Source organism: Bradyrhizobium sp. LVM 105, assembly GCF_003957705.1.
Classification (GTDB): domain Bacteria; phylum Pseudomonadota; class Alphaproteobacteria; order Rhizobiales; family Xanthobacteraceae; genus Bradyrhizobium; species Bradyrhizobium frederickii.
In genome coordinates, this window is record NZ_QZMV01000005.1 from 168280 (window position 1) to 184359 (window position 16080).

Below are 16080 nucleotides of genomic sequence, written 5' to 3' on the forward strand. Positions count from 1 at the left end.
CCCTGCGGCTTCCGCCGGCAGCCCCTCACGAATTCAGCTCAAGCTCGATCCTGGACTGGCGCTCAGCCTCGGCCTTGTTCTTGGCTGGATCCTCGCCCTGGGCAGCCCGGCAGGGTTTGATCTCGTAATCATTATCGAGCACCCGGCGCGGCCCCGGACGGTCCTGGTCGGCGCTGACATCCACGACCAGGCCACTCCGCTGCGCGAGCTTCCAGACGTCGGACTCGCTCGGATAGGCCTTGCTGATCTGGGCGTCGTTGCAGAACAGGGCGTAGGGCATCTCTTCCCGCTCCCGGAAAGCCCATTAACGACCTCATATGCCGGCGGGTTCAGGCAGTGGTCGATCACGGACCCGTGATCTGGCTCGCCGGGGCCTGAGTCCTTAACGAGTCCTGAATCACGAAAAAAAGAATCCCTGGGACTCATTTGGCGGAATCAGCGGATGTTTTCCGCCATGACGAGCGACCTGAACACCTCCTGTGGGCACATGCTCCTGCCGCTGACGCTGGCGCTGTTCGGCGCCTGCGCGGCCAATCTTTGGCTGGTGTGGTCCTGGCTGTAGGTTTTGGCTGCAGGCCCGCTGACGGGAGGGGCGGCCTTACTTTTTGGCCATTGGGCCGGGGGCGTCGCGGAGGGCGGCACGTAATTTGGTCAGGGTTTCGGCACAATATTCCTCGCGCTCGCGCTCGAACCGCTCCTGATGCTTGCGGAAATTGGCGATGCGGGCCTGCATCTCGGTGCGGAAATCGCCGATCGCCCGCGGCGGCGAAAGCTGGGTGGGCTGAGGCTGCGGAGGGGCCTGGGGCGCCTCGGTCTCGACCATGACGGCCTCGACCGCGACGACCTCGACGGTCGAAGCCGAAGCATCCGACAGCGCGCCCGGCCGCAGCAGGTCATCCTTCCTGCCGGTCACCGATTGGACGAAGGCCAGTGTCTGCGCGATCAGCGCGTCGCGTTCCCTGATCCAGTTCATGATCCACCTCAGCCGTCGCCATTCCAGCAAAGCGGCTGCGCCGAATCAAGACGGTTAACAAGGGTTGCATATTTTTCCCGGTCGCCCGAAAGTGGGCGAATGGATTCCGGAAAAGAACGTTCGGCCGAAGTAGAGGGCCTGAGGCTCATCCGCGCGTTCCTGTCGCTTCCGCCCGACAAGCGGGCGGAGGTGATCGCGTTCGTGGAGGAATTGGCGCGTGCCCATGGCCGGCCCGAGGAGGGCACGGAGGCATCGCCGAGGTAAGCGCTATCGCTCGCGCGGGTTGACGTTGGGCTCGAACGGCGCGCCCACCACCCGAACCGGCGTCTGGTCCGATATCCTGATGACGTCGATCACCGCCCGCTCGGCGAGCTGCCTTTCGGGGGCCGGCTGAAACACCGGCTCGAGCAGCGTCAACGTGCCGGCCACGGCGCCACAGCATAGTGTCACCATCGCCAGCAGAAACATGTTCCGGTTTTCTTCGTGAATTCGCATGGGTCGTGAACGAACAACGTGCGTCGTTGGTTCCGGGCGGTCCCATATTCGGGACGCAAATGCCGTCGACAGCGCCAGCAGAAATCCGACGCGATGACGACGCATGGCCGTCATCACGATGGCCGTAACCCATCGGCGGTGTTCGCTGTATAGTGTCCCGTATCGCAATTTCGACTCGCGCCCGTCAGATGATCGCCAATCGTCCCCCCGTGCTCGCACACGAACGCTTCGTTGCTGACCGCGATAATTTCGCGGGCCTCGATCTCGCTGCGCGGTTCGAGCGGATCGAGCGGACGAACCTCTGGGGCGCGGCCAGCTCGGTGTCCGGGCTCGGCTCGGAGGACACGGCCACCGCCGCGATCCGGGAGGCGCTTCCGCCATTGTTGCAACGGCTCGGCGCGCGCTCGCTGCTCGATGCGCCCTGCGGCGATGCGGGCTGGATCGGCCGCATCAAGCTCGATCTCGACTATATCGGTATCGACATCGTGCCCTCGCTGATCGAGGCCAACAACCGGCGCGTGGCGGACGGCGAATTGACCGGCCGATTCCTGGTTGCCGATATCACGCGCGATGCCCTGCCGCGCGCCGACCTGATCCTGTGCCGGGACTGCCTGGTGCATCTGAGTTTTCAGAACATCGCCCGCGTCACCGCCCGCTTTCGCGAGAGCGGCGCGCAATTCCTGCTCGTCACGACGTTTCCGGAAGTCGAGCACAATCGCGATTGCGAGGACGGCGACTGGCGCGCGCTGAACATGACGAAGGCACCGTTCGACTGGCCCGCGCCGCGGGAGTTGATCGACGAGCGCTGCGAGGAGGGCGACGGCGGCTGGCGCGACAAGAGCCTCGCCCTGTGGCGGCTGGACGAGTTGCCGGATCGCGACCGCATGACGGCGGGTGTGTGACAGCTGCGGGCGCAACTCCATTTGCGTCCGTTCGGCGTCGGTGCCTTCTATCCAATTGAGACCGTCACGATCTCTGGAACGCCGAAGGAATACGTTCGAACAGGCGCAAGCGGCGGCGAGGTGCGCAGCTATTTTTGCCCTGACTGCGGCTCGACGGTTTATTGGCAAGCCGACAATCTGCCGGCGATGATCGGCGTTGCCGTCGGCGCGATCGCGGATCCGGATTTCACGGCGTCGATCAGATCGGTGTTCGAGCAGTCGAAACATGGCTGGGTGGAGATGTCAGGTGCCGAGCACTTCCAGCAAGGCAGCGCGGCGAAGCCATCGACGTGAGACCCGCGCCTCGGACGCTGCGGCATTGAACCGCTTCGGAGCCTGGCGCCACAAAGTGGCATGACCGGCATCATCAGAGAATTGCTGCTTCCGATTGTGAGGTCCTTCGTCGAGGACCGGTCGCTCGCCTTGTTCACAAAGGCGGGAAAGTGGCTTGATGCAAATCTTGCCGGGCGACACGTGAAGCTCGTCATTGGCATGTTTCTCGGGCTTGCCGCGTTTTTCTTTGTCCCGGTGGTCTGCGGAATCCTGGGTTTTTGATGGTGACCATCAGGACGAATCTCATCGTTGCAGGGCCACCGTGGCGACAGATTTGGGTGGTATCCGCGGGCGTACCACCAATCGTGGTGCTAAAGGCGTTTTGATTATAGACGACGGCGTACTTCTTCGTTGGCGGTCGCAGGTGAAATCATGTCGGCAATTTCGATCAAAAGGGCGCCGACCTTTGCGCGCTCAAGCTGCTTCTTGGCGTGATGGATGCGATCGAACTCATATTCCCGGCTACGGGGAAATGTAGCCTCTTGGCGCAAGTTGCGCGCCGTCCTGTCGAGAACCTCCTGCGCAATGGACGTCCTCTCTAGAAGCTTACTAATCTCTAGCTTGAGTGGGCTAGCCAATCCAAGCTCTTCTCTCCACAATGCGATCGTGGTGAGAGCCAGTAGTGCTTTCTCCAGTGTCCTCCAGCCAGTCTCATATGCGCCCGCTTTAAATGCCCAGCCGACCAGCAGGTCCCGACCGCACTTTGATACCGGCACGCTACCATGGTCGATGGCGTCGATTGCCATCTCAAACATTAGCTCTGTCACCGAAAAGTTCTCGACGAAATTGATCGTCTCCTTGTCATTGGGTATCCAAGACAGTGTGGACATTAGCCAGACAGCATTCTTTTCCAATTCTTCGCGAGTGTGATCATCCGCCGCGGGAGCTCTAGACAGTCCAACAAGCAACTTCGTTATATGTTGGATCCAGTGAACTATGTCGAAAGCGAAATTTGATCGTTTTTCAACACTCAACAAGAGTAGTGTCTTTGCCGTTTTGTAGACTTCCTCAGACCACTCATCAAAATTGCGCAAAATCGACTTCGCGTGAGCGTCATCTTTGTCTGCTGCGACCAATGCGTTCGTTAGTGTCGTGAGTTTGTCTGCCAGGGTTTGCGTTTTCGTGAGTGAGAAATATGGCGCTAAGTAACTGCTGTGGGCGTTCAAAAGCGGCGTATCCGGTACATTCAAGAACATTTTGGAGACCATCTCCACAGCATTACGGAGCTGGCCCGCGGCAAAGCCGATGTCGTGCTTCTGAACCCTAAGCAGATCAAGCGTGAGTTGGGCCAGTTGGTCCATGCCCGTGAGGGTAACGGGCCGATATTCAGGCTTGATCGCGCCCGTTATTGAGAATGCAGCGATTTTCTCTATTAGCAAGGTAGTGTCATTTGGGCAGCCGGCAGTCAGAAACAGCCCCCCTGATCGCCCGACGAAGCGTACGCCTTCCATCAGCAAGTCCGGAGAACCGCCGCTAACTGATTTTTCTATCGCGTCAGTCAAATATCCAGCGGCAAGCCGGGCATGTTCTTTCGTCTCCTGATTACCGTAATCGATGCTCAGGTAAACTTGGACCAATAAAGCCAGCGCTGCGAAGACTTGACGCGTCGGTTCTTCGTCGTCTCGGGCCGTCGCCGCGTGCGTGAGCCTCCGGAGGTGCTCGAGTGTATCGTTGATGAATGCGTCAGTTGAATCTGGAGCCTCGACCAGAGGATTTGAGGCAAAAAATGTCCTTCCTTTTGCTGCAACATAGGTGGCGTTGATTGTACAGATCGAATTTAACGCGTGTGCACTGACCTCAAAGTCGCCTTGGTCTGCGTATCGTCTTGCGAAGGAGACGGCGTGCGCGATATCGCGTTTCGCTCTATTCGTCCACGAAGGATTAGAGCGATAAAAAACGGCGCGCGGAAAGTCACGAGTTGATCGGTCGTCATCATCGTTACCTTTGGCGGTACTTCTTAACAGGGGTGCTATGCGATCTGCGCGCCGAGCCCATCTACCCAGATCCTTCTGTGCATCGGTAACCAGTAGTCGTAGCTGAACAGCCGGATTGATCAGACTTAGCGCGCGGCGATAGCCGTAGAGGAAGAGTACTAGAATGAGAAGCGTTCCCCACGCAGCGGTGATCAAAGCGAAAGCTACCCATTCAGCGTCGGGGATGAGTGAGAGGGTGGATACACCCACCGCTAACAAGAACGTTCCGGCGAATGCGCCTAGTAGTTTCGGATCGGAGCTGAGCCGAATGAAGAGCCCGTGGGGCATCCGGGCAAAATTGAGTTGCACCGCGACCGTCACCACTGAAAATCCGATTGCAGTGGCGCCCACCAACGCTCCTCCAATCGTGCCAAGAAGGGACCGCAGAGCTGCAAGGCGATCTAGGTTGAAGTATCCGCCCAGTTGATTCTGGACTAACGGTGCAAGCAGGTAGCTACAAATGATCGCGAATATGATCGTGGCGCTAACGATTATCGTGCCGCGCTTTTCGAGCCGACTTTGCACGCTGTAGCGGAGACCAATGAGACGGATGTCAATCAGAGCAAGGTTTGTCCTTAGGCTGCTCAGGGCCTTCGGTCCTCGCGTGCGATGGAGGTATCTGACACGCCCTGTCATCCGCCTCGCAACGCGCTTAAGCGTTGAAGCAGCGCCTCTGAGTCGCACGTGCAAAAGCTGACGACTGGCCGCGAGCGCTCGCGTGAACACTTCGGCTCGTTTTGAGAGCGTTTTCCCTGCACGCACCGCCTTCCGCCGCCACGCCCTAAGCCTGAGCACAAGCATCATAGCAACCCCTCCGGGGGTAATGCATCAGCGCGCTAAAGGTGCGTCAAGCGGGGGAAGTGGCTGTGCCCCTGTTGTGCCCTTCCAATGTCTGCAACGGGACGGCGTCCGCTAAGTAATTGTAATCGCTGGTGCCGGCTGAGGGGATTGAACCCCCGACCTTCGGTTTACAAAACCGCTGCTCTACCGCTGAGCTAAGCCGGCGACGCCTGAAAGACGCGGGCAGGGCCGGCAGGTGCCGGGGCTGTCTGCCCGTGCGCGCCGCAATACCAGACTTGATAGGAAAGTGCCAGAACCCGAAAGGTCGTCGCACCAGCATGAATCAGGCGGCCCTCGGGGCCGCCTGATCTCTCGCATCGATTTGGATCGTCTTACTGGCAGATGTGGCGACGGCCGTCTTGTCCCTTGAACCAGGTGCCGGGCGTGCAGACGAAGCCGTTACGCTGGGCGTAGGTGCGGTTGTCCCAGCTGCGATTGTCCCAGGAGTTATTCCAGCGATTGTCATAGGCGTAGGAATCGTCCCAGGCGCGGAACGGCGCGGTCGCGATCGCGCCGGCGGTGCCGATCGCGGCGCCGGCTACGCCGGCTGCGACGTCGGTCGGCCAGAAGCCGGTGCGGCTCCTGTTCCAGTCGTTATTCCAATCGCCATTGGTCTGGCGGTAGGTCACGCGGCGTTGGCGATAGCCGCGATCGGTGTAAGGGTTTCCGGGGCCGAGATTCTGGCACTTGGCGTTGGAAAATTGCGCCGAGCAGCGGCCGGGTTCATTGACGACGGTCTGCGCCATGGCAGAGCCCGCCAGCATGGTCGCCGCAATCGCCGTCGCTCCAAGAAGTTTGATAGTCATGGTTGTTGGCTCCCATTTTGTTGACGAGAGCTAAACGCTCACGGCGCCGGACGTTCCGGTGAAACCTTGAATTTTCGAACGCCAAACGCTCAAACAGAGGTGAGCGCGCAGCGCGGTTCCGTGCGGCCGCGCCTGCGTTAACGCTTCGCTAGCCCGCTTTGCAGCATTTGAGCGGCGCGCGATCCTTACACGTTAGGCTTACCAGAAGTTGGCGAGTGGGCCTTAACCCTCTCTGCGTCGTGATCGGCTAGGTTGCAGCCGCATAACCGGGGTCTCCTCATGCGCGCTGTAGCGCTCGCCGCCTTTCTGATCGGACTGCCTGCGACGGCGTTTGCCGGCGGCTTCGACGTCGTCATTCCCGGCCGTCCCGGCGTGCCGATCATCATCAACAACATCGACGCGTCCTATGCGGTGGTCGAAGGTGTTTGGGGCCTGGGCAAGAACCAGCAGGTGCAGCCCACGATCTATGGCGGACGCTACATCGCCGAGCGGCAGCCGGACAATGTCGGCCACTATTATCCGACGCTGGGCCTGCGGCCCGGCTACGGCCGGCTCGAGGTCGAGCCGCCCGCAAACCGCAAATTGCCGAAGCCGGCCGAGAGCTATCACCAGAGCTGGGGCGCGCAATCGGCGCCGCTGCCGCCGCAGATGGACGTGCCCGTCGATCCGCCGCCGGTGATCCTCGCGCCCGAGATCAACAATCGTCCGCGGCCACCGCGACCGCGGCCGCATGTCGAAGTCCCCGGCAAGCCGCCGGGTTAAGAAACGTCGAAATCCAACAAAACGAAAATCAACAGGAGAGAGTAATGCGTCAGATGATTTCGGGATTGGTCGCGGCGGCTGCCGTGATGTTCGCCGCCACCGCGCCGGCCGCGGCCTGCGGCTTCAATCCGTGCCAGCCGGTTGCGCCGATCTATTCCGGCTGCAACACCGGCTGCGGCGGCTATGGGTACGGCTATGGCTATGGCGCCTATGAGCGTCTCGCCGAGCCGACCACGCAATATTACTACGTCAACCAGGGCCCGACCTACACCGGCCCGGGCGCCTTCGCGCCGTATCCGACCTACCGTGAAGACGCGGTCGTCGCGCCCGCCAATTACGGTTATGGCTATCGCGCCGCCGTGGCTCCCTATCACCGCCCTCTCTACCGTCCGTACCGTTACGGCTACGGTCCGCGCTATGGCTATCTGCCGCGCGTGCACTACGGCCACGCTGCGCGTTACGGCCACGCTCCGCGCTACGGCTACGCCCACCGCCACGCGCCGGCGCCGTACTACGGCGGCCACCGCGTGCTGCGCCGCTATTACTGATCTCTGATCGGTTGACTGACGAAACGCCCGTCCGCGATGTGGACGGGCGTTTTGCTTTTCTTCACCTCGCCCCGCTTGCGGGGAGAGGTCGGATTGCATCGATGCAATCCGGGTGAGGGACTCTCCGCGAGTCCCACTGCCACCGTCCTTGTGGAGACTCCCCCTCACCCCAACCCTCTCCCCGCAAGCGGGGCGAGGGAGCGCAGTTGCGTCCGTGGCTCGCGGCCTACCGCTTCATCAGCCCCAGCCGGCTTGCCCCGACATAGAGCGAGAGCACGGCGGCATTCGACACGTTGAGGCTCTTGATCTCGCCGGGCATGTCGAGCCGCGCCACGACGCTGCAGGTCTCGCGGGTCAATTGCCGCAGACCTTTTCCTTCGGCCCCTAGCACGAGCGCGAGCGGCTCGCGCAGCGCGACGTCCGAGAGGTCCTCGCTGCCTTCGCTGTCGAGCCCGACGGTCTGGAAGCCGCGTTCGTTCAGCGCGGTGAGCGCACGGGCGAGGTTTTGCACGGTGACCATTGGCACCAGCTCGAGCGCGCCTGAGGCGGCCTTCGCCAGCACGCCGGTCGCTTCCGGACTGTGGCGCGCGGTGGTGACGATCGCCTTGACCGCGAACGCGGCGGCCGAGCGCAGGATGGCGCCGACATTGTGGGGGTCGGTGATCTGGTCGAGCACCAGCACCATGCCCTCCTGCTTCAGGGTCTCGATATCGGGCGAGGGCAGGGGATCGGCTTCGGCGAGCAGGCCCTGGTGCACGGCGTCGGGCGAGAGCAGACGGTCGATCTCCTGAGGCCGAACGATCTCGGGCGTGACTGGGGTCGCGATGTTGTCGTCCGCGAGCCGCTTCGCCGCGTTCTCGGTCAGCGTCAGCTTGCGGATCCGCCGCTCGGGATTGGCCAGCGCCATGGTGACGGTGTGCCAGCCATAGAGGATGACCGGCCCGTCGGGGTGCGAATCGCGGTCCCGCCAGGTTGGCCGGCCGGCCGATTTGCCCGGTCTCTTGAAGGGTTTAGCCCCGCCGCGGGGACCCTTTGGTGCGAATTTTCGATCCTTCATGGGCTCGCTTGTGTCACGGGTCCCGGAATATGGCAATTTGAGTGCCCGCAAGGGCGATTTTAGCTGTTCGCCTCGGTTGACTTTGCCCCACCGCATCGCCCATAAACGCGCCCGGTCGCACCCCCATCCGGGCTGTCGCGGCCTTCACGTTCCATGGCCGTCTTCGGTCCGCCGGCAAGGTCCGGCCCGATTGTGCTGCCGTCGAGCGGGGGAGTGTCCCGAGTGGCAAAGGGAGCTGACTGTAAATCAGCCGCCTCATGGCTTCGCAGGTTCGAGTCCTGCCTCCCCCACCATCTAACTGTATGTGAATACGCGCCTTTAGCTTCGCAGTCCGGCCGCAATGCGAGGTTTTGACATGCGTCCAGTCTGCCAACAGCGCTGCGCCCCCTGAGATAGCCGCTGAAGACGGCCTCGGCGAGAGCCGGTGCGGCCTGCTATGCGACTTTCCGAAATCACCGACGTCCTCGGCCATCTTCATCGTCTCTTCCTAGAAGCTCGCGTTCGCGCCTTCTTGACCTCTGGACCGTGCGAATAAGCCGCGAGTCGATCAAAGCCGTTGCGCACTTGTCGACGCGCCGGTGATAGCCGGCGGTGGAACTCGCGGGCCCCGCGGTCGTTGCTTTGGCCGCGGTAACAGTAACGGGTAGGAGAGCGCGTGAACCGACGCCAGCTTGTTCGAGGGTCGGCGGTGCTGCCGACGTTGCTGCTCGCTTGGCGAAGCGGTTTCGCCGCCGCCGGTCCGTCCGCTGGCGCGTTCGGGCCATCAACGGTGCGGGACCTGGCCCGTATGCTGGCGGGCAAACCGTACGAGGCTCCGGACGAGAAGTTGCCGAGCGGGTTGAACGACATCGACTACGATCAATACCGTTCGATCCGCTTTTTACCCGAGCGCGCGCTTTGGCGCGGAAAGAATCTTCCGTTCGAAGCGCAGTTCTTCCATCGCGGCTTCTTCTACAAGAACAGAGTGACCATCTTCGAGGTCGCGGACGGAAAGGCCACCGAGTTCAAGTACCGCAAGGCAGACTTCTCATTCGGCGAGAAGGTCCCGGCGTTCGAGGACATCGATCTCGGCTTTGCTGGCTTCCGCATACATGCGCCCATGAACCGCGCCGATTATTATGACGAGGTCTGCGTCTTCCTGGGCGCGAGCTACTTCCGCGCCGTCGCCAAAGGACAGACGTATGGGCTTTCCGCCCGGGGACTTTCGATCGATACCGGCGAAGCCAAGGGCGAGGAGTTTCCGCTCTTCAAGGCCTTCTGGCTCGAACGGCCGGCGCCGGGTGCGACATCGTTGGTGATCCATGCTCTGCTCGACAGCAAAAGCTGCGCTGCAAGCTACCGATTCACAGTGCGCCCCGGGGAAACGACCGTCTTTGACGTCGAAATGTCGGTCTACCCGCGCGTGGAATTGCAGCGTGCCGGACTAGCGCCGATGACCAGCATGTTCTTCTACGGTCCGAACGACCGGAATGACATCGATGATTTCCGCCCGTCGGTCCACGATTCGGACGGGCTTGCGATCTTCAACGGGAAGGGCGAAAGCCTCTGGAGGCCGCTCAGCAATCCCCGTGACCTCCAGATCAGCGCCTTCCAGGACCTAAATCCGCGCGGGTTCGGGTTGATGCAGCGGGAGAGAAACTTCTTCGCCTATCAGGACATCGAATCCAGCTTCGAAAAACGCCCAAGTCTCTGGATGGAGCCGATCGGGGATTGGGGCGAGGGCGGGGTCATGCTGTTCGAGATCCCGACAAAGGAGGAGGTCCACGACAACATCGCCGCATTCTGGCGGCCAAAAAACCCGCTGCAGGCTAAGGGCGAACACAACTACACCTATCGGCTGCATTGGGGTCCGGATAGTCCGAAAGCGCATTCGCTCGCACGCTTCACGCGCACAGGCATTGGGGCCAGGGGCGAAGACGCCCGCCTCTTCGTCCTGGAAATGGCTGGCGAGAACCTGAAAGGCGTAGATCCTGCGGGCGTCAAGGGCGTGGTGACGGCTGATAAGTCCGAGGTGAAGAACATCGTCACGCAGCCCAATCCCTACACTGGAGGTTGGCGGCTGAGCTTCCAGTGCCAAGTGAAGGGGGGACCGATCGAGCTGCGGGCGTATCTGGCCGCAGGTGACAAGCCCCTGTCGGAAGTTTGGGTCTACCGATGGGCACCTTGAGCACGGCACCGCGACCGATCGCCGGTGACATCGCAAGCCAACGCCTCTTGCCGCCCGAATCCCCCCTTCCCATGGCTCCCGGCGATTTAGGAAAGAGCCGGGTATCGGACCGCGTTCCTGCGCCGGTCGCCACCACGATGGCTTGGCGGCGCGGCCTCATCCTCTTCTCGACGGCGGCGCTCACGGGGACGGGCGGGTACGAGATGTATCGCGTGCTGCAGGTCGGCGGCGTCACCGTTCTCGAAGCCATGGTGCTGGCGCTGTTCCTGGTCCTGCTCGCTTGGGTCGCCTTTTCGTTCGCGTCCGCGGTGGCAGGCTTCTTTGTGCTGCTGGTCCATCGTCCAGACGAGGACGACGTCGCGTCTGTCGCGAAACTGCCCGCTATCGCAAGCCGCACGGCCATGCTGCTTCCAACCTACAACGAAGACCCGCACCGATTGACAGCCCGGCTCCGTGCGATGATCGAATCCCTGGAGGCGACCTCTCACGGAGAGCTGTTCGACTGGTTCGTTCTGAGCGACAGTACCGATCCGGACATCTGGGTCGCCGAAGAAAAAGCGCTTCTGGCGTTGCGACAGGCCGTCGGAACGCCACGGCTATACTACCGTCACCGCGCCGACAACACGGCCCGGAAAGCCGGCAACATCTCCGAGTGGATCACGCGGTTTGGCGGTGTCTACGACTTCATGATCGTGCTCGACGCAGACAGTCTCATGAGCGGGCAGACCATCGTACGATTGGTGCATGCCATCGAGACCAATCCGACGGCCGGGCTTGTTCAGACGCTCCCCATGATCGTCAACGCTCGCAGTCTGTTCAGCCGCGTCCAGCAATTCGCCGGCCGCCTGTACGGACCGATGATCGCCGCCGGCGTCGCCTGGTGGCATGGCTCCGAAGGCAACTACTGGGGACACAACGCGATCATCCGGGTCAGCGCGTTTGCCGAAGCGGCCGCGCTGCCGCAGCTTCGGGGACCGAAGCCGTTCGGCGGGCACATCCTCAGCCATGATTTTGTCGAGGCCGCACTGATGCGGCGGGCCGGATGGGGCATCCACATGCTGCCGACGCTCGGCGGAAGCTATGAAGAGGTGCCGCCTTCGCTGCTCGATTTCGCCGCGCGCGACCGACGCTGGTGTCAGGGCAATCTTCAGCATCTGGCCGTGGTCCCTGCGCGAGGTCTCCATTGGGTGTCGCGCCTGCATTTCATAGTGGGCATCGGGGCATATCTGACGGCGCCGCTATGGCTGCTGTTCCTGCTGCTGGGAATGCTGATCTCGCTGCAGGCCCGCTTCGTGCGCCCAGAGTATTTTCCCAAGGGCTTCTCGTTGTTTCCGGCGTGGCCAGCCCAGGATCCCGTGCTCGCCATCTGGGTGTTCGTCGCGACAATGGGTCTGCTGCTGGTGCCGAAGCTGCTCAGCCTGGTTCTCGTTTGGACGCGGCAGTCGGTTCGAGGGCAATTCGGCGGCGCATTCCGAGTCCTGGCCGGCGTTTTCGCCGAGATCGTCGTCTCGGCGTTGTTGGCGCCCGTGATGATGATATTCCAATCGGTCGCCGTCCTCGACATCCTCGCCGGCCGCGATGCGGGGTGGCAGACGCAGAGGCGCGACGACGGCACGGTGGAGCGTCGCGAGCTCTATCGGAAATACGGCATCCCGACCGCGTGCGGTGTCGCTATGGCCGCAAGCGCGTACGCCGTTTCGCTGCCCCTGTTGCTCTGGATGTCGCCGGTCATTGTGGGACTGCTGTTCGCAGTTCCCATAGGTGCCCTGACTGCCGGTCCCTCTCCCAGCAAACTTTTCATAACGCCCGAAGCAGCGAAGCCGCCTCCGGTACTGCATCGAGCGAACGAATTGAGCGCGTTGGCCGATGCAGGGGTCAAACCCGCATTGGTGGCGTTGCGCGAAGACGCCGCGCTCTCGAGCTTCCATCTCGCGCAGCTGCCGCCTCCTCGCGCCATTCGGCCCGACACGATCGACGCGCACCTGGCGGTCGGGCGCGCCAAGATCGATGCGAGCGATACTTTCGAGCAAGCCGCAGCATATCTTTCGTCCCGGGAGGTTTTTTCGATCTTGAGCGACCGTTCGGTGCTGTCGACAATGCTGCAGAAGCGATGAAGACGCCCAGGGGCTCGGAGACCTGGCCTAGGCTAGGGCTGTGGTCTTGAAGCGAAGGCTGATATCCGCGGCCCTTCAAGAATGTAGATGCTTTCTTTGAATGGCCTCCATTACCCGCTCTTTCAAATCATGGAGTTCCGTAGTCGACATCTGCCGTGCATCGAGGTGCCATACCCTGGCTTGTTCCTGTGGCTGAGCCCCCGATAGCGTTTTGATCTGAATCGACCGGGTAATGGGCGGGAAGAGGTCTTTTAAGGTGCAAACTAGCTTGGAATGAAGGCGCTTTTGCATGCGATCCCCGTTCCGCTGAACAAGCGGCAATCGGGAAAAGTTGGCATATGCCGTCCTTGCAGGATGGTCAATTTTGCTCACTTTCAGCGGGCAGACCGGATTTCGCCGGCGCCTGCCGATCCTGAAACTCCGCTCGTAGTTGGTACTCCTCCGCAGATTTCCAGAAGCGCTTCCTTTGAGCGCGGGTCACCCGTGAGCGCCGCTGCTGACGGGCCGCCGCTTCAAGCCGGCGGAGTTGTGCGGGGGGCGGTCTGCATGTCGCCTGCTTTCATCGCAGCGGCGGGGAATCTCGTTTCGATCGCGGTGGCGATCGGCATGTCAGTCTGGCGGGCGGCTGCCGCCAAGAACGTCGAGACCTATGGTTCGGCGCGCTCGCAATTGAGCAGTTTGTCAGAGTTGTTGCGGCCTCAGCCGCGGCAGTGGCCCAGGACCGCAATAGGTCACCAGCTGGGCTCGGGGGTAACGGGGCCACTGCCGCTTTCTTCAATAGCAGGCATTGCAATCCTCGCCCAGATTGAGGGCCGTTAGGCCAACGGTCGTGCGAACTGTTTCAACCCGCACCACGAGGATTGACAACCGTATAGCCACGTAATGATCGTGGATGCATTCTCGTCGCGCGTCCGCCCGAGTTGGCGTCATACGCCATCCAAACATCGCCTTCGAGATGCTGTTCTAGAACGAAGACATGCCCGCGCCGCGCCGCGACCATTCCGGGCGCGGGCGAGGTACGCGGGAAGCGTAGCCAGTTGGCCGCGAGATTTAATTCAGGCACGACACGACCAAACACTCGCAGCGCCGCGCCACAACCACAGAATGAAGACGGGCAGCCGGCCGGCCGACCGCCGACGATCCGGCTGTCAGCACGGGCGTTCACCGCCGCTACGCTGCTCGACGTGGTTAGTGCAAGTTGCTTTGAGCGATACGCCTGCAGTGAGTGATGTAAAACTTGTTGGCGGCGCGCCTGCGTGGACGAGAAGTCACATGGCATGATGACATTGCACTCGGGCGCGTGGCTGATGCGGTAAGGTCTTGCTTCTGAACAGATCGTGCTGATGACAACGAAGAAACACGCAGAAAATACTTGCTTGAACATTGCAGGTCTCCGAGCTGAGATCCTGCCCCGCCCCAAGCAACAACCAATTTTTGGGCTGAAAAGAGGCTAAAATGCCAGCAATCCCGCTACACTCTGTCAATCCTCACGGCCAGACGTTGCGGCTTAATGAGCGAACTCGCTGAGGGAGTGCGCCTTGAACCTCTCGTATTGACCAACCCTAGCGCGGGTCAAAGCGTTGATGCGCTCCAGGCCAGCCAACGCCCGGTTTGCTCTCAATCGCGGACACTGAGAGTACTCAGCTTTGCTATCGGCAGGCGGTCGGCGAGAGCGGTTAGCGCGGAAAATTCGTGCGCCTGGCGACTATAGCGCGGCGAATTGCTATCACTGCATTTTTCGCCCGAGGTCTCTCAGCAGTGTGTGGAGAAAGTCACTGGCATGGTCGTATTGAGCGTTGCCGCTCGTGATTGGACGAACGAGCGGATCCTTTAACCGACCGACGGCTTCGGAGCCGACCAGCTCAGTTCTGCCCGACCAGTGCAGCAATAAAGTATCGGGTACATCATCTGCAGATCCGAACAGCCTTAAGAGGCAATGTTCGCCCTGAGATTTATGATCGCGATGAGCCTTTGCCGCATAGAAAGCGAGCAGCCCACGGAAGGCATCACGGGAAACAGCAGGTCTTCCCATTTGAAGTTCCCCCGAAAGAATAGATTCTCAGCAATAGATTCTCAGTAAAAGCAATCTGCAGCCTCAGTGCGGGAAAATCTAGCAAAAATTCAATTCGCCCATGGCGTCACTAAAATGGTTCATGATCGCGATTAAACTGAACGGTCAGTGCTCATTACCTATCTTATAAAAAAGCCTCTCCCGAACACATCGGTGCTGGTTTTAATCCAGCCAGCATAATGACCATAAATGCATTGACTTGGGAAGCCCGCGCGCCCGATCCCTCGCTGCTCGGGACCCTCGCGCGCGCGGCGACGACGCTGACCGCCGTTCTTCCGAGCACCGCGCTTCCGCCCTTCGTACTCTCTCGCGGAGTCGCTTCAATTGAGCCAGCAGGCTAACGAGTTCGGTCCTTGTGTCATTCAGAACAACCAGGCTGCAGACCTTACCACTCACTAAAACACCCTCTGCCGAATTCCGTGACGGGAAGCTTGACTGTGGGATGATCTGCCAAGACCGTCTAAGCGATGGAGTCTCGAGCGTCCGTTCGCTCTACGACGACACCCGGAAATGTTTTCGATGTTCTGATGCGTTGCGACCGAAATGCCTGGAGAACATGGGAATGAACGCACTCTCTGAAACGGCCCCGGCATTTGCATCAGCACGAGGGAATAGCACCAAGGACATCCGACGTCCGAACGATTGGCTCGTCGACCCAGGCCTCGCGGGCGAACCAGTTGTGATTGGCCTCACAGATTGGACAACGAGTATTGCCGAAAAAGACGATGCTCCGAAGGAAAGTCTCGCGATCGGACTTGATGCCGGTAGGAATGGCGCGACCCGTTTGCGGACAGTTGACCATGATCATACCCATGTGTGCCTCCCTCAAACATATTGCTGAAACAAGAAAGGGCCGGTCGGCTGGAGTGCGCTCTCGTCGGTGCGGGTGACTTGGGGGGCATCGCACCTGGGGTCGTTGTGCGAGCAATGGGCAGCTTGCTCGTGACGACGCTTCTCCAGCCGACCGGATCTCCTGCTTGGCGAATTCCTGGGATATTGC

General features: G+C 61.0%; 15 protein-coding genes, 2 tRNA genes and 1 pseudogene. 8 read left to right on the forward strand and 10 right to left on the reverse strand.

From position 1 onward, the window contains the following. Window positions 1-25: 25 nt before the first annotated feature. The 3 genes from D6B98_RS16205 to D6B98_RS41705 all read right to left on the reverse strand — a co-directional run bounded on the left by D6B98_RS16205 (window position 26) and on the right by D6B98_RS41705 (window position 1582). Window positions 26-280, reverse strand: a complete 255-nt coding sequence (locus tag D6B98_RS16205; protein ID WP_126257978.1) for a hypothetical protein — start codon at window positions 278-280, stop codon at window positions 26-28. Between the two features lie 318 nt (window positions 281-598). Then, window positions 599-973, reverse strand: a complete 375-nt coding sequence (locus tag D6B98_RS16210) for a hypothetical protein (protein WP_126257979.1) — start codon at window positions 971-973, stop codon at window positions 599-601. 267 nt (window positions 974-1240) lie between these two features. Next, on the reverse strand, window positions 1241-1582 hold the full coding sequence (locus tag D6B98_RS41705) for a hypothetical protein (protein ID WP_349644821.1): 342 nt from the start codon (window positions 1580-1582) through the stop codon (window positions 1241-1243). Window positions 1583-1656: 74 nt separating this feature from the next. On the opposite strand from D6B98_RS41705, the gene D6B98_RS16220 reads away from it, so the two are divergent. The 3 genes and pseudogenes from D6B98_RS16220 to D6B98_RS16230 all read left to right on the forward strand — a co-directional run bounded on the left by D6B98_RS16220 (window position 1657) and on the right by D6B98_RS16230 (window position 2964). Then, window positions 1657-2370 (forward strand): class I SAM-dependent methyltransferase, encoded by a 714-nt coding sequence (locus D6B98_RS16220; RefSeq protein ID WP_126257980.1) that lies wholly within the window; start codon window positions 1657-1659, stop codon window positions 2368-2370. 27 nt (window positions 2371-2397) lie between these two features. Continuing rightward, a pseudogene (locus D6B98_RS16225) lies at window positions 2398-2703 on the forward strand (GFA family protein); the annotation flags it as partial. A gap of 60 nt (window positions 2704-2763) precedes the next feature. Next, window positions 2764-2964: a hypothetical protein gene (locus D6B98_RS16230; protein ID WP_126257982.1), complete on the forward strand. Its 201-nt coding sequence runs from the start codon at window positions 2764-2766 to the stop codon at window positions 2962-2964. 104 nt (window positions 2965-3068) lie between these two features. Here the strand turns inward: D6B98_RS16230 and D6B98_RS16235 are convergent, their stop codons facing one another. The 3 genes from D6B98_RS16235 to D6B98_RS16245 form a co-directional block, all read right to left on the reverse strand. After that, window positions 3069-5519, reverse strand: a complete 2451-nt coding sequence (locus tag D6B98_RS16235) for a DUF2254 family protein (RefSeq protein ID WP_126257983.1) — start codon at window positions 5517-5519, stop codon at window positions 3069-3071. 126 nt (window positions 5520-5645) lie between these two features. Continuing rightward, a tRNA-Thr gene (locus tag D6B98_RS16240) sits at window positions 5646-5720 on the reverse strand. A 167-nt stretch (window positions 5721-5887) separates the two neighbouring features. Further along, complete coding sequence (locus D6B98_RS16245; RefSeq protein ID WP_126257984.1) at window positions 5888-6361, reverse strand: hypothetical protein; 474 nt, start codon at window positions 6359-6361, stop codon at window positions 5888-5890. A gap of 279 nt (window positions 6362-6640) precedes the next feature. On the opposite strand from D6B98_RS16245, the gene D6B98_RS16250 reads away from it, so the two are divergent. Both D6B98_RS16250 and D6B98_RS16255 read left to right on the forward strand, forming a co-directional pair. After that, complete coding sequence (locus tag D6B98_RS16250; protein ID WP_126257985.1) at window positions 6641-7123, forward strand: hypothetical protein; 483 nt, start codon at window positions 6641-6643, stop codon at window positions 7121-7123. A gap of 44 nt (window positions 7124-7167) precedes the next feature. Beyond that, the gene (locus D6B98_RS16255) at window positions 7168-7671 is read left to right on the forward strand and encodes a hypothetical protein (RefSeq protein WP_126257986.1); all 504 of its coding nucleotides are present in this window, start codon (window positions 7168-7170) and stop codon (window positions 7669-7671) included. 226 nt (window positions 7672-7897) lie between these two features. Here the strand turns inward: D6B98_RS16255 and rlmB are convergent, their stop codons facing one another. Beyond that, entirely contained in the window at window positions 7898-8728 is an 831-nt protein-coding gene (gene rlmB, locus D6B98_RS16260; protein WP_164718661.1) for a 23S rRNA (guanosine(2251)-2'-O)-methyltransferase RlmB, read from the reverse strand. Window positions 8729-8935: 207 nt separating this feature from the next. On the opposite strand from rlmB, the gene D6B98_RS16265 reads away from it, so the two are divergent. The 3 genes from D6B98_RS16265 (at window position 8936) to mdoH (ending at window position 13009) form a co-directional block, all read left to right on the forward strand. Then, a tRNA-Tyr gene (locus tag D6B98_RS16265) sits at window positions 8936-9021 on the forward strand. Between the two features lie 362 nt (window positions 9022-9383). Beyond that, a complete protein-coding gene (locus D6B98_RS16270; RefSeq protein ID WP_126257988.1) occupies window positions 9384-10895 on the forward strand; it encodes a glucan biosynthesis protein G in 1512 nt (503 codons plus the stop codon). Next, window positions 10883-13009, forward strand: a complete 2127-nt coding sequence (gene mdoH / locus D6B98_RS16275) for a glucans biosynthesis glucosyltransferase MdoH (RefSeq protein WP_126257989.1) — start codon at window positions 10883-10885, stop codon at window positions 13007-13009. The genes D6B98_RS16270 and mdoH overlap by 13 nt, the downstream gene beginning before the upstream one ends. 841 nt (window positions 13010-13850) lie before the next feature. Here the strand turns inward: mdoH and D6B98_RS39940 are convergent. The 3 genes from D6B98_RS39940 to D6B98_RS16295 all read right to left on the reverse strand — a co-directional run bounded on the left by D6B98_RS39940 (window position 13851) and on the right by D6B98_RS16295 (window position 15894). Continuing rightward, window positions 13851-14393: a hypothetical protein gene (locus tag D6B98_RS39940; RefSeq protein ID WP_164718662.1), complete on the reverse strand. Its 543-nt coding sequence runs from the start codon at window positions 14391-14393 to the stop codon at window positions 13851-13853. A gap of 342 nt (window positions 14394-14735) precedes the next feature. Beyond that, complete coding sequence (locus D6B98_RS16290) at window positions 14736-15041, reverse strand: hypothetical protein (protein ID WP_126257991.1); 306 nt, start codon at window positions 15039-15041, stop codon at window positions 14736-14738. 637 nt (window positions 15042-15678) lie between these two features. Next, a complete protein-coding gene (locus tag D6B98_RS16295; RefSeq protein ID WP_126257992.1) occupies window positions 15679-15894 on the reverse strand; it encodes a hypothetical protein in 216 nt (71 codons plus the stop codon). Between the last annotated feature and the right edge of the window lie 186 nt (window positions 15895-16080).

Excerpts from the sequence above, each read along its gene's own strand:
- D6B98_RS16205 (WP_126257978.1), bottom strand. The coding sequence starts at position 280 with ATGCCCTACGCCCTGTTCTGCAACGACGCCCAGATCAGCAAGGCCTAT.
- D6B98_RS16210 (WP_126257979.1), bottom strand. The coding sequence starts at position 973 with ATGAACTGGATCAGGGAACGCGACGCGCTGATCGCGCAGACACTGGCC.
- D6B98_RS41705 (WP_349644821.1), bottom strand. The coding sequence starts at position 1,582 with ATGACGGCCATGCGTCGTCATCGCGTCGGATTTCTGCTGGCGCTGTCG.
- D6B98_RS16220 (WP_126257980.1), top strand. The coding sequence starts at position 1,657 with ATGATCGCCAATCGTCCCCCCGTGCTCGCACACGAACGCTTCGTTGCT.
- D6B98_RS16230 (WP_126257982.1), top strand. The coding sequence starts at position 2,764 with ATGACCGGCATCATCAGAGAATTGCTGCTTCCGATTGTGAGGTCCTTC.
- D6B98_RS16235 (WP_126257983.1), bottom strand. The coding sequence starts at position 5,519 with ATGATGCTTGTGCTCAGGCTTAGGGCGTGGCGGCGGAAGGCGGTGCGT.
- D6B98_RS16245 (WP_126257984.1), bottom strand. The coding sequence starts at position 6,361 with ATGACTATCAAACTTCTTGGAGCGACGGCGATTGCGGCGACCATGCTG.
- D6B98_RS16250 (WP_126257985.1), top strand. The coding sequence starts at position 6,641 with ATGCGCGCTGTAGCGCTCGCCGCCTTTCTGATCGGACTGCCTGCGACG.
- D6B98_RS16255 (WP_126257986.1), top strand. The coding sequence starts at position 7,168 with ATGCGTCAGATGATTTCGGGATTGGTCGCGGCGGCTGCCGTGATGTTC.
- rlmB (WP_164718661.1), bottom strand. The coding sequence starts at position 8,728 with ATGAAGGATCGAAAATTCGCACCAAAGGGTCCCCGCGGCGGGGCTAAA.
- mdoH (WP_126257989.1), top strand. The coding sequence starts at position 10,883 with ATGGGCACCTTGAGCACGGCACCGCGACCGATCGCCGGTGACATCGCA.
- D6B98_RS39940 (WP_164718662.1), bottom strand. The coding sequence starts at position 14,393 with ATGTTCAAGCAAGTATTTTCTGCGTGTTTCTTCGTTGTCATCAGCACG.
- D6B98_RS16290 (WP_126257991.1), bottom strand. The coding sequence starts at position 15,041 with ATGGGAAGACCTGCTGTTTCCCGTGATGCCTTCCGTGGGCTGCTCGCT.
- D6B98_RS16295 (WP_126257992.1), bottom strand. The coding sequence starts at position 15,894 with ATGGGTATGATCATGGTCAACTGTCCGCAAACGGGTCGCGCCATTCCT.